This is a genomic window from Pantoea sp. GCM10028869 (assembly GCF_042666835.1).
GTDB classification, from domain to species: Bacteria; Pseudomonadota; Gammaproteobacteria; order Enterobacterales; family Enterobacteriaceae; genus Pantoea; species Pantoea leporis.
This window is the reverse complement of record NZ_JBHTGO010000003.1, coordinates 616,178-628,644: the sequence shown is the minus strand read 5'-3', so window position 1 is coordinate 628,644 and position 12,467 is coordinate 616,178. Positions and strand designations below refer to the sequence as shown.

The 12,467-nt window shown below is 56.2% G+C and carries 10 protein-coding genes; 6 read left to right on the top strand and 4 right to left on the bottom strand.

The features are described from left to right. Positions 1 to 48 precede the first annotated feature (48 nt). Together ACFQW4_RS10720 and ydgT are read right to left on the bottom strand one after the other, a co-directional pair. Complete coding sequence (locus ACFQW4_RS10720) at positions 49 to 492, bottom strand: DUF2569 domain-containing protein (RefSeq protein ID WP_101764523.1); 444 nt, start codon at positions 490 to 492, stop codon at positions 49 to 51. A 110-nt stretch (positions 493 to 602) separates the two neighbouring features. Beyond that, positions 603 to 818 carry a transcription modulator YdgT gene (gene ydgT / locus ACFQW4_RS10715; RefSeq protein WP_167391211.1) on the bottom strand — a complete coding sequence of 72 codons (216 nt, stop codon included), beginning with the start codon at positions 816 to 818 and terminating at the stop codon, positions 603 to 605. Between the two features lie 674 nt (positions 819 to 1,492). On the opposite strand from ydgT, the gene ytfQ reads away from it, so the two are divergent. The 4 genes from ytfQ to yjfF are packed head-to-tail and all read left to right on the top strand — an operon-like array spanning position 1,493 to position 6,018. Then, positions 1,493 to 2,449, top strand: a complete 957-nt coding sequence (gene ytfQ / locus ACFQW4_RS10710) for a galactofuranose ABC transporter, galactofuranose-binding protein YtfQ (RefSeq protein WP_008110249.1) — start codon at positions 1,493 to 1,495, stop codon at positions 2,447 to 2,449. A gap of 56 nt (positions 2,450 to 2,505) precedes the next feature. Beyond that, complete coding sequence (locus ACFQW4_RS10705) at positions 2,506 to 4,026, top strand: sugar ABC transporter ATP-binding protein (protein ID WP_377725242.1); 1,521 nt, start codon at positions 2,506 to 2,508, stop codon at positions 4,024 to 4,026. Then, a complete protein-coding gene (gene ytfT, locus ACFQW4_RS10700; protein ID WP_101764519.1) occupies positions 4,019 to 5,035 on the top strand; it encodes a galactofuranose ABC transporter, ATP-binding protein YtfT in 1,017 nt (338 codons plus the stop codon). The genes ACFQW4_RS10705 and ytfT overlap by 8 nt, the downstream gene beginning before the upstream one ends. Beyond that, on the top strand, positions 5,032 to 6,018 hold the full coding sequence (gene yjfF, locus ACFQW4_RS10695) for a galactofuranose ABC transporter, permease protein YjfF (RefSeq protein ID WP_101764518.1): 987 nt from the start codon (positions 5,032 to 5,034) through the stop codon (positions 6,016 to 6,018). The genes ytfT and yjfF overlap by 4 nt, the downstream gene beginning before the upstream one ends. Before the next feature lie 194 nt (positions 6,019 to 6,212). Here yjfF and araA read toward each other — a convergent pair whose 3' ends face one another. Together araA and ACFQW4_RS10685 are read right to left on the bottom strand one after the other, a co-directional pair. Continuing rightward, positions 6,213 to 7,715 (bottom strand): L-arabinose isomerase, encoded by a 1,503-nt coding sequence (gene araA, locus ACFQW4_RS10690; protein ID WP_110866056.1) that lies wholly within the window; start codon positions 7,713 to 7,715, stop codon positions 6,213 to 6,215. A gap of 12 nt (positions 7,716 to 7,727) precedes the next feature. Next, positions 7,728 to 9,413, bottom strand: a complete 1,686-nt coding sequence (locus ACFQW4_RS10685) for a ribulokinase (protein ID WP_336767497.1) — start codon at positions 9,411 to 9,413, stop codon at positions 7,728 to 7,730. A gap of 365 nt (positions 9,414 to 9,778) precedes the next feature. Between ACFQW4_RS10685 and ACFQW4_RS10680 the strand changes: the two genes are divergently transcribed. Both ACFQW4_RS10680 and araG read left to right on the top strand, forming a co-directional pair. Next, positions 9,779 to 10,762 carry an arabinose ABC transporter substrate-binding protein gene (locus ACFQW4_RS10680; RefSeq protein ID WP_101764515.1) on the top strand — a complete coding sequence of 328 codons (984 nt, stop codon included), beginning with the start codon at positions 9,779 to 9,781 and terminating at the stop codon, positions 10,760 to 10,762. Between the two features lie 174 nt (positions 10,763 to 10,936). After that, positions 10,937 to 12,457, top strand: coding sequence for an L-arabinose ABC transporter ATP-binding protein AraG (gene araG / locus ACFQW4_RS10675; RefSeq protein ID WP_110866058.1), 1,521 nt, complete (start codon positions 10,937 to 10,939; stop codon positions 12,455 to 12,457). Positions 12,458 to 12,467 lie beyond the last annotated feature (10 nt).

Below are 12,467 nucleotides of genomic sequence, written 5' to 3'. Positions count from 1 at the left end.
TGAGCATTGAGAGCACTCAGAATTAAATTGCTGACGAAACTCACGTCATTATGGCTGGATAAACGTCTGTTTTACGCGCTGAGAGCGTTTGAAATAGGGCACAAACACCGCAGCCGCCAGCAGCGACAGCAGTAAAGTCTGAATCGCTTTGCCATCGGCCACCGGCGTGAAGGCAAAGGTTTTTAACGCCAGCAAGATGGTCATCAGCAGCCACAGAATGTAATGGCGCGGTAAGCGACGCGAACGTTTACAGAAAATCCAGCACACCCAAATGCTATACGCCCATACCACCGCAGCAGTCAGCAGCGAGATCGACCATTGCGTCAGCAAAGTGCCGCCGTGTGAGAACAGCGTCGTGCGTAATTCGGGTTTAAACAGCGGGCTCAGATACATTGCCACCACCAGCGCACTGGTCAGCATGGTCATGATCAGCCACGCCAGCGGCAGCAGTAGCCAGCCAGCAATACGTGGCGGGTTCACCAGTTGGGTCATCGACAAGATCCTGTTTGCAGAGAAGAGGGCGATGCAGAGCGTATCATGTCCAAACGGGGCACGCCCGACCTGGACAACGCAAGAGCGCAGATAGAGAGGGGATAAATCAATTAGATCACGTAACGCCAGACGGTTTTCGGCACGCGGCCCATATCGAACAGACGTCCGCCAGAGACCAGTTCAGCACGTCGATGGTCGGCGGCGCGATACATATTGATGATCTCTTTATCATCAGTCAGCGAATAATTCAGATGGTCGTAGAGTTTTTCCAGACTATCGAGATTATTCACTTTGCGGAATTTCAGCAGGTAATCTAATGCAGTCATGATTGCCATTTAAATATAAAGTACTTGGAAGTGCCCAAGTATAGGGAGCACGCGGCGAGAGTCCATACGCGACTCATAAAAAAATACAAAATTCAGACAACATGCGCTAATTCGCTCATGAAACGACACTTTTTTGCCTTTTACGCGTTTTAAACGCGCATATAAAGTACGATTTAAGGCAAATTCAGGCCGGTATTTAGCGGGATTGTGAGAAAATCTCACGCTATTAACGCATTATTGGAAAGCCGTTATTTCTCCGTCTCTATAATAGGTATTTGCGATCGTGCTGCGAATGAATCCGCTGTTTATTCCGCTCTGGTCAGCAAATTTATGCACACGCCGTGAAACCGGCACTCACATTCTGTGCGAGCAGTCACAAAACCAATAATTGATTGTCGCTGCAGACCATAACCATTCTTTACGCGCCCGCTGTAATCGTTTCCAGAAGTGAGAAGCATAACCGATTCTGTTTATTACATTTATTTAACGCCCTCCGCAATAATTAGCAGGCATTTTGTCCATAATGCCACGATCTATAAAGCATTGCCTGTCCACGTAACTCCTTTAATTCACTCTGATTTGTGAAGTATGTCGCGCTTGTTTACGCGCTTTTCAGCCAGGCTTAATTCGCGTTTTGTACCCCTACAACACACTCCCTTCAGAGGAATGAAATTATGTGGAAACGTTTACTCTTGACCGCCATGGTGAGCTCGGCACTGAGTACGTCGGTGTTGGCTGCTGATATGACGGTGGGCTTCTCACAGGTTGGCTCGGAATCTGGCTGGCGTTCAGCAGAAACCAATGTGGCAAAAAGTGAAGCGCAAAAGCGCGGTATCACGCTGAAAATCGCCGATGGCCAGCAGAAACAAGAGAACCAAATTAAAGCGGTGCGCTCGTTCATCGCGCAGGGCGTTGATGCCATCTTCATTGCGCCGGTGGTGCAAACGGGATGGGAACCCGTGCTGGAAGAAGCCAAAGACGCCAAAATCCCGGTGTTCTTACTCGATCGCGCCATCGTGGTGAAAGACAAATCGCTGTACATGGCGGTGGTCACTGCGGACAACGTGCTGGAAGGCAAGTTGATTGGCGACTGGCTGGTGAAAACGGTCGCGGACAAAAAATGTAACGTCGTCGAGTTGCAAGGTACCGTCGGCGCCAGCGTGGCGATTGACCGTAAGAAAGGCTTCGCCGAAGCCATCGCCGGCCACGACAACATCAAAGTGATTCGCTCGCAGTCCGGTGACTTTACCCGCAGTAAAGGTAAAGAGGTGATGGAGAGCTTTATCAAGGCGGAAAACAACGGCAAGAACATCTGCATGGTTTACGCGCATAACGATGATATGGCGATCGGTGCGATTCAGGCGATTAAAGAAGCTGGCCTCAAGCCAGGCAAAGATATCCTGACCGGTTCGATTGATGGCGTGCCCGATATCTATAAAGCGATGCTGGCCGGTGAAGCCAATGCCAACGTGGAGCTGACGCCTAATATGGCCGGTCCGGCATTCGACGCGCTGGAGAAATTCAAGAAAGACGGCACGATGCCGCCGAAAATCATCAAAACAGAATCGAAACTGTATCTGCCGGACTCCGCACAGGCGCAGCTCGATACCAAAAAAGGCATGGGTTACTGATCCCCGCAACCGCCCTTCGGGGCGGTTTATGATGACGTAAGGCGTGGGAGAACCTGATGAGCACCTCCGATGAAACCGCACTGCTGACCATTAGCGGCGTCAGCAAAGGCTTTCCCGGCGTGAAGGCGCTGGATAATGTCTCGTTCAGCATCCGTAAGGGCGAGATCATGGCGTTGCTGGGCGAAAACGGCGCGGGCAAATCCACGCTGATTAAAGTTCTGACCGGCGTGTATACCCGTGATGCCGGCACGGTAACCCTGAACGGCAAGGCGATTACGCCGCACAACACCGCTGATGCACAGGAGATGGGCATTGGCACGGTTTATCAGGAAGTGAACCTGCTGCCGAATATGTCGGTGGCGGATAATTTGTACATTGGCCGCGAGCCGCGGCGCTTCGGCATGATTGATCGTAAGCGCATGGTGCGCGATGCCGATGCGCTGATGCGCAACTACGGCTTTGTACTCGACGTAACGCGTCCGCTGGGGCATTACTCGGTGGCGATGCAGCAGATCATTGCGATTTGCCGCGCGGTCGATCTCTCCGCGCAGGTGCTGATCCTTGATGAACCGACCGCCAGCCTCGATGCCAATGAAGTCGAAATGCTGTTTACCTTGATGGCGCAGCTAAAAGCCAAAGGGATGAGCCTGATTTTTGTTACCCATTTTCTCGACCAGGTTTACCGCATTACCGATCGCATCACCGTGCTGCGTAACGGCCAGTTTATTGCCACGCGCGATACCGCCACACTGCCGCAGATTGAACTGATCAAGCTGATGCTGGGACGCGAGCTGCTGGAAACCGCTTTGCAGCGTCAGGGCAGCACGCTGCGCAGCAATCAGCCGGTGGTGTCGTTTGAAAATTACGGCAAGAAGGGCACCATTGAACCGTTCAACCTGCAGGTACGTCCGGGTGAAGTGGTGGGACTGGCCGGATTGCTCGGCTCAGGCCGTACCGAAACCGCCGAAGTGCTGTTTGGCATTCGCCGGGCGGATCGTGGCACCGCGACCATCAAGGGCAAAGTGCAGAACATCCGCACGCCCGCCAAGGCTTCGCGCCTCGGTATGGGTTTCTGTCCGGAAGATCGTAAAACCGACGGCATCATTGGTGGCGCATCGGTGCGCGAAAATATCATTCTGGCGCTGCAGGCGCAGCGCGGCTGGCTGCGACCGATCAAGCGTCGTGAGCAGCAGGAGATCGCCGAGCGCTTTATCAAGAGCCTCGGCATTCGCACGCCGCATGCCGATCAGCCGGTTGAGCTGTTGTCCGGCGGCAATCAGCAGAAGGTGCTGCTGTCGCGCTGGCTGGTGACCAAACCGCAATTTCTGATCCTCGACGAGCCAACGCGCGGCATCGATGTCGGTGCGCACGCCGAAATCATTCGCTTAATTGAAACCCTGTGCGCCGACGGATTGGCGCTACTGGTTATCTCCTCTGAACTCGAAGAACTGGTGGGCTATGCCGATCGCGTGTTGATCATGCGCGATTTGAAGCAGGTGGCCGAAATCCCGCTGGAGCAGCTGTCGGTATCCGCGATCGTCAACGCCATCGCCGATGGAGGAGTACAACATGCTTGAATCCCCTATGACACATGACAAACCCGAACGGCGTAAGCCGAAGCTGCCGCCTGGCATGCCGCAGATTGTGGCGCTGATTCTGGTGCTGCTGGTGGATAGCCTGGTGGCGAATAACTTTTTTGCCATTCACATTCAGGATGGCCGTTTGTTCGGCAGCCCGATTGATATCCTCAATCGCGCCGCGCCGGTGGCGCTGCTGGCGATTGGCATGACGCTGGTGATTGCCACCGGCGGCATCGATCTGTCGGTGGGCGCGGTAATGGCGATTGCCGGCGCAACGGCGGCGACCTTGACGGTGGCGGGGCACAGTTTGCCGTTCATCATTCTGGCGACGCTCGGTACCGGCCTGGCCTGCGGTTTATGGAATGGCATTTTGGTGGCGCTACTAAAAATTCAGCCGTTTGTCGCCACTTTGATTTTAATGGTGGCGGGACGCGGCGTGGCGCAGCTGATTACACAGGGCCAAATCGTTACCTTCAACAGCGATAGCCTGGCGTGGTTTGGTAGCGGTTCGCTGTGGCTGCTGCCGGTGCCGGTATGGATTACGCTGCTGGTGGCGCTCGTGGTGTGGCTGCTGACGCGCAAAACCGCGCTCGGACTGTTTATCGAAGCGGTCGGTATTAACCTGCGCGCGGCGCGCAATGCCGGTGTGAATGGCTGGCTGGTGGTGATGTCGACCTATGTGATTAGCGGCATGTGCGCGGCGGTGGCAGGCATGATCGTCGCTGCGGATATTCGCGGTGCCGATGCTAATAATGCCGGTTTGTGGCTGGAGCTGGATGCCATTCTGGCGGTGGTGATTGGCGGAGCCTCGCTGATGGGCGGGCGCTTCAATCTGGTGCTGTCACTGATTGGCGCGTTGATTATTCAGTCGATGAATACCGGTATTTTGCTGTCCGGCTTCCAGCCTGAACTCAATCAGGTGGTGAAAGCGGTGGTGGTGATGTGCGTATTGCTGCTGCAGTCGCCACGCTTTATTGCCATGTTGAAACGGAGACGCCCGAAATGATGAAACGTCATCTGCCCTTGATGATCACGCTGCTGGTGTTTGTGGCGGGTTATCTGTTTTGCCTGAGCCAATTTCCCGGCTTCGCTTCAACGCGCGTGATCTGCAATATCCTCACCGATAACGCTTTCCTCGGCATTATCGCCGTGGGGATGACGTTCGTGATTTTGTCCGGCGGGATTGATCTGTCGGTGGGCGCGGTGATTGCCTTTAGCGGCGTGTTCCTGGCACGGGTGATTGGTGATTATCATCTCGATCCGCTTCTGGCGTTTGCGCTGGTGCTGGCGATGGGCGCGCTGTTTGGCGCGATGATGGGCTGGCTGATCGATGCGCTGAAAATCCCGGCGTTTATCATTACGCTGGCGGGGATGTTTTTCCTGCGCGGCTGCAGCTATCTGGTGTCGGAGAATTCGATTCCTATCGATCATCCGCTCTATACCACGCTGTCGAGTCTGGCGTGGAAGATCCCCGGCGGCGGACGCCTGAGTTTGCTGGCGCTGATTATGCTGGTGGTGGTACTCGGCGGGATTATTCTGGCGCACCGTACGCGCTTTGGTAATCAGGTGTATGCGATTGGCGGCAGCCTGACTTCGGCGCAGTTGATGGGCGTGTCAACGCGCGCGACCACCATCAGGATTTATATGTTGTCGACCACGCTGGCGACATTAGCGGGCATTGTGTTCTCCATTTATACCTCGGCAGGCTATGCGCTAGCGGGATTGGGTGTGGAACTGGACGCGATTGCCTCGGTGGTGATTGGCGGCACCTTGTTGTCCGGCGGCGTGGGCACGGTGTTGGGCACGCTGTTCGGCGTGTTGATTCAGGGATTGATTCAGACGTGGATTAACTTCGACGGCACCTTGAGTTCATGGTGGACCAAGATCGCCATCGGCATTCTGCTGTTTGCATTTATCGCGCTGCAACGCCTGCTCACCGTGATGTGGGATCGCCAGCAGAACGCACCTGTTAAGCGTTTGACCTCCTAACTTCTTCACCCGCCTTTCACTCACCCCAACCCTCTCCCGCGCGCGGGAGAGGGAGCCGCCGGTGCAGCGATAAGCAGCACTCTTCCCTGAAGCAAAAACATACGTTGAGTTCGGAGTGACAGCGTTTATAAAACGGTTCCTTCTCCCGCTTGCGGGAGAAGGTTAGGATGAGGGGAATATCGTAGAGGACGAAATCAACGTGCCAGGCGGTAATACGCCTCATTCCAGCGCAGCGCATCTTTAAATGCCGGTAAGCGCGTCTCCTCATCAATCACCAGCACTTCAATGCCATTCAGCTCGCCGTACAGATACATATCATCCAGATCCAGCGCCTGGCTGAACACCGTGTGGTGCGCGCCGCCGGCCAGAATCCAGGCTTCTGATGCGGTGGCCAGCGACGGCTGGGCACGCCACAGCGCACGGGCCACCGGCAATTTTGGCAGCGGTTTGGGCTGTTCGATCGCATCCACCACATTCACCAGCAAACGGAAACGATCGCCCAGATCGATGACGCTGGCATTCACCGCGCGTCCGGCCGGCGTGGAGAAGATCATGCGCGCCGGATCGGCTTTGTCGCCAATGCCGAGGAACTGCACATCAATCAGCGGCTTCTCCTCTTTGGCGATGGACGGGCACACTTCCAGCATGTGCGAGCCCAGCACCAAATCATTGCCCGGTGAGAAGTGATAGGTGTAATCCTCCATAAAGGAAGTACCGCCCGCGCGTGTGCCTGCCTGGATCTTGAGAATGTGCAGCAGCGCGGCGGTTTTCCAGTCGCCTTCACCGGCAAATCCATAGCCCTGGCCCATCAAGCGCTGCACCGCCAAACCGGGCAGTTGCGTCATGCCGTGCAAAGTCTGGAAGTTGGTGGTAAAGGCTTTGCAGCCCTCGGCTTCGAGGAAACGTTTCAGACCCAGCTCAATGCGTGCCGCATCCAGTACGTTTTGACGTTTGTCGCCATTGACGGCGGCGGCATCGGTGAAGCGATATTGGCTTTCGTATTCATCGATCAGCGCGTTGACGTCGCCATCGCTGACGCTATTCACCACCTCGACCAAATCGCCCACGCCCCAGCCATTCACGGAGTAACCAAACTGAATCTGCGCCGCGACTTTATCGCCTTCGGTCACCGCCACTTCGCGCATGTTGTCGCCGAAGCGCGCCACTTTCAGCTGCTGGCTGGCCTGTTTTGCCAGCGCGGCATTGATCCAGCGTCCGATGCGCTGCTGGCTGGCTTTATCCTGCCAGTGACCGGTAACCACGCTGTGTTGCAAACCCATGCGCGCGCCGATAAAGCCGAACTCGCGACCGCCGTGCGCGGTTTGGTTAAGGTTCATAAAGTCCATATCCATGCTGTCCCACGGAATCTCCGCGTTGAACTGAGTATGGAATTGCAGCAGCGGCTTATTCAGGATGCTCAGGCCGCCAATCCACATCTTGGCTGGCGAGAAAGTGTGCAGCCAGGTAATGATACCGACGCACTGATTATCGTGGTTAGCGTCGCGGCACAATGCCAGCGCTTCGTCTGGTGATTTCACCAGCGGCTTCAGCACCAGCGACACCGGCAAGGTGCCGGCCTGATTCAATCCGTCCATCACCTGGCGAGCGTGCTGTTCTACCTGACGCAAGGTTTCCGCGCCGTAAAGGTGCTGCGTACCAATAACAAACCACACCTGTTGTGCGTTGTGCTGTTCCATTAAATCTCTCCTTTACTGAGCGGATGCGGTGCGCGCGGCGTACTGCGGTTCAGCAGCCTGGCACCAGTTTTGATAACGTTGATAAAGTTGCTGATAAACCACCACGCGCGCGGCGTTGGGTTGCAGCGTCACATCAATCGGACTGGCCATCACCTGCTGGGCGGCAGGCACATTGGCATACACGCCCGCGGCCACGGCGGCAAAAATGGCCGCGCCGAGCGCACAGCATTCGTCAGAGGCGACAATATCCAGCGGACGGTTCATGACGTCGCAGCACGCCTGCATGATGGCGGGGGATTTGCGGGCGATGCCGCCGAGCGTCAGGATGCTCTGCACCGGAATCTGCTGCTGTTCGAAACACTCCATAATGGCGCGTGCGCCAAACGCGGTGGCGGCGATCAGGCCACCAAACAGCGCGGGCGCATCGGTGCCGAGATTGAGATCGGTAATCACACCTTTTAAGCGCTGATTGGCGTCTGGCGTGCGGCGGCCGTTGAACCAGTCAAGCACCACCGGCAGATGATCGAGTTGCGGATTGGCCGCCCAGGCTTCGGTGAGGTTGCGGATCAGATCTTTTTGCAGCGCGGCTAACTGCGGTTGCAGCTCCGGATGATGCTGCGCCGCCTGCTGCAGTGGCCAGCCGAGCAGGCGGCTAAACCAGGCATAAATATCGCCAAACGCTGACTGACCGGCTTCGCAGCCAATCGCGCCCGGCACCACGCTGCCATCCACCTGACCGCAGATACCTTTGATCGCGCGGTCGCCAACGGTGTCGCTGTCGGCAATCAGAATGTCGCAGGTTGAGGTGCCAATCACTTTCACCAGCGTGTAAGGCTGCGCACCGGCACCGACGGCGCCCATGTGGCAGTCAAACGCGCCGCCCGAAAGAATCACCTGTTGCGATAAGCCGAGGCGCTGCGCCCATTCGCTGCTGAGCGTGCCAACCGGCACATCGGCGGTCCAGGTTTCTGTGAACAGGGGAGAATCGAGCTGCTCGACCAGCAGAGGATCGAGCGCGCGGAAGAAATCAGCCGGCGGCAAGCCTTGCCACTCCGGATGCCACAGTGATTTGTGTCCGGCGGCACAGCGTCCACGACGCAGTTGCGCGGGCGCGGTAGTGCCGCTGAGGAGCGCGGGCACCCAATCGCACAGTTCCACCCAAGACACTGCCGCGTCACGTACCGCAGCATCTGCGCGTGACACGTGCAGTATCTTGGCCCAGAACCACTCCGACGAATAAACGCCGCCAATATAGCGGGTGTAATCGTTGAAATGACCGCTACGACACAGCTGATTGATCTCTTCGGCTTCTTCAATCGCGGTGTGATCTTTCCACAGCACGAACATCGCATTGGGGTTGGTGGCGAATTCCGGGCGCAGCGCCAGCACGTTGCCATCACGATCGATGGGCGCGGGCGTCGAGCCGGTGGAATCCACGCCAATCCCGACTACGGCGGCGCGCTGTTCGGGCGTTAAGGCGTTAACCACGGTGACGATCGCCTGTTCTAACGCATCGATATAGTCCTGCGGATGGTGACGAAAGCGGTTGGCGTGCGCATCGCAAAATTCGCCGTTGGCCCAGCGTGCATAGTTGACCACCGCTTTTTCCAGCTCTTTTCCACTGTGACAGTCCACGGCCAGCGCACGCACCGAGTCACTGCCAAAATCCAGCCCAATTGTTATGGTGCCAGCACCCATTGGGATTCTCCTGTGTGAGTTATCTGGCTCTATCCTGGAATGGGGTGGCAGAAGCGGTTAGTCATCAGTCGCTGAGAATATGCACTTTTCTGCCATCGGCGAGGATGTGTGATCCACTGCAAAAGTTAACGACCGGTTAAATTTGCTGAATATATGGAGGATTTTGTCATCGTTTTGGGATGTGATACCGCTCTACATTTTTCCTGTCCATTCCCGCTACAACTAGCCCAGCGTTTGCGCAGCCTTTGCACAACCTTTGCGCTAACGCGCTGATTTTTAGCTGTACCCCACAGAATGATTTGATTGGTAGCGTTTACACCGATTGGTTAATAACAGCCTAAAACAACATTATGCCGGAGAGCATCATGCATAAATTCACTAAAACGCTGGCGGCGCTAGGTCTCGCTGCGGTTATGTCACAATCCGCTATCGCCGAGACCATGAAACTCGGTTTCCTCGTTAAACAACCGGAGGAACCCTGGTTCCAGACCGAATGGAAATTCGCGGATAAAGCCGGCAAGGATCTCGGCTTTGAAGTGATCAAAATTGCCGTGCCCGACGGTGAGAAAACCCTCAACGCCATCGACAGCCTGGCCGCCAGCGGCGCGAAAGGCTTCGTCATCTGTACACCAGATCCGAAACTCGGCTCCGCGATTGTCGCCAAAGCGCGCGGTTACGGTCTGAAAGTGATTGCCGTCGATGATCAGTTCGTGACCGCCAAAGGCAAGCCGATGGATACCGTGCCATTGGTGATGATGGCGGCAACCAAGATCGGTGAGCGTCAGGGGCAGGAACTGTATAAAGAGATGCAGAAACGCGGCTGGGATGTGAAAGAGACCGGCGTGATGGCCATCACCGCGAACGAACTCGACACCGCACGCCGTCGCACCAGCGGTTCGATGGACGCGCTGAAAGCCGCCGGTTTCCCGGAGAAGCAGATCTATCAGGTGCCAACCAAATCCAATGATATCCCAGGCGCCTTTGACGCCGGTAACTCGCTGCTGGTGCAGCATCCGGAAGTGAAACACTGGCTGATTCTCGGCATGAACGATAACACCGTGCTGGGCGGCGTTCGCGCCACCGAAGGTCAGGGCTTTAAAGCGCCCGATGTGATCGGTATCGGCATTAACGGTGTTGATGCGGTGAGTGAGCTGTCGAAAGGTTCCGCCACCGGCTTCTACGGTTCGCTGCTGCCAAGCCCGGACGTGCACGGTTATAAGAGCAGCGAGATGCTCTACAACTGGGTGACCAAAGATCAGGAGCCGCCGAAGTTCACCGAGGTCACCGATGTGGTGCTGATTACCCGCGATAACTTCAAAGCCGAGCTGGATAAGAAAGGGCTGAAGTAATCACGTTGTTCGTTGTTTGAGCAGCACCATCTAAATGTTTAGCCAAAATGATTCGTGCTGTAACAAGGCGGCAAGTGCACTTATCCCCGGGAGCTTACTTTTGTAAGTGACCGGGGTAAGTTCACGCAGCCAACGCAGTTACAGTGCGAAGCATGAAGGCTTAGAGGAGTCACCATGAACACTGATCAAGCCTTTCTGTCGTTTCATGGCATCAGCAAAACCTTTCCCGGCGTGAAAGCGCTGCAGGACATCTCATTCAGCTGCCGTGCCGGCGAAGTGCACGCGCTGATGGGGGAGAACGGTGCCGGTAAATCGACGCTGTTGAAGATCCTCAGCGGTAGCTACCAGCCCAGCGGCGGCGAGATCCGCATTAAAGGCCAGCCGAAGAGTTTCAACACCACCGTGGATGCGCTGGATGCCGGCGTGGCGATCATTTACCAGGAACTGCATCTGGTGCCGGAAATGAGCGTGGCGGAAAATATCTATCTCGGCCAGCTGCCGCACAAGCGCGGTCTGGTGAATCGCAAACTGCTGCGCTATGAAGCCGGTTTGCAGCTGCAAAATCTTGGCATGGATATCGATCCGGACATGCCGCTGAAATATCTGTCGCTCGGCCAATGGCAGATGGTGGAGATCGCCAAAGCGCTGGCGCGTAACGCACGCATCATCGCTTTTGACGAACCGACCAGCTCGCTGTCGGCGCGCGAAATTGATCACTTGTTCCGCGTCATCCGTCAGCTACGCGAGCAGGGCCGCACCGTGTTGTACGTGTCGCATCGCATGGAGGAGATTTTTGCCCTGAGCGATGCCATCACCGTGTTTAAAGATGGCCGCTACGTGCGCACCTTCACCGACATGAAAAACACCCATCACGATGATTTGGTGCAGGCGATGGTGGGGCGCAATCTGGGGGATATTTATGGTTACGCGCCGCGTGAACTGGGCCCGGTGCGTCTGCAGCTGGACGCGGTGGAGGCAAAGGGCGTGCGCACGCCGATTTCGTTGACGGTGCGTGCCGGTGAAATCGTTGGCCTGTTTGGTTTAGTGGGCGCGGGACGCAGTGAACTGATGAAAGGGCTGTTCGGTGCCACTAAATTGCGCGGCGGCAGCGTGACGCTGGATGGCAAAAAGCTCAACATTCGCCAGCCGATCGACGCCATCCGCGCCGGCATCATGCTGTGCCCGGAAGATCGCAAATCTGAAGGCATCATTCCGGTGCATTCGGTGCGCGATAACATCAACATCAGCGCGCGTCGCCACAATCTCACCGCTGGTTGCCTGATCAAACCGAGCTGGGAAGCGAAAAACGCCGATATCCACATTCGTTCACTCAACATCAAAACGCCAGGCCCGCAGCAGCTGATCATGAATCTTTCCGGAGGCAACCAGCAGAAGGCGATTCTGGGCCGCTGGCTGTCGGAAGAGATGAACGTGATCCTGCTCGATGAGCCGACGCGCGGCATTGACGTCGGTGCCAAACACGAAATCTACAACCTGATTTATCAACTGGCGAAAAAGGGGATTGCGGTGCTGTTTGCCTCCAGCGATCTGCCGGAAGTGATGGGATTAGCCGACCGCATTCTGGTGATGCGTGAAGGTTCCATTGCCGGTGAACTGTCCCATGACACGGCCACAGAGCAGCTGACGCTGAGCCTGGCGATGCCGAAAACCACTCAAGCGGCCGCCGTGGCCTGATGTAAAGGAG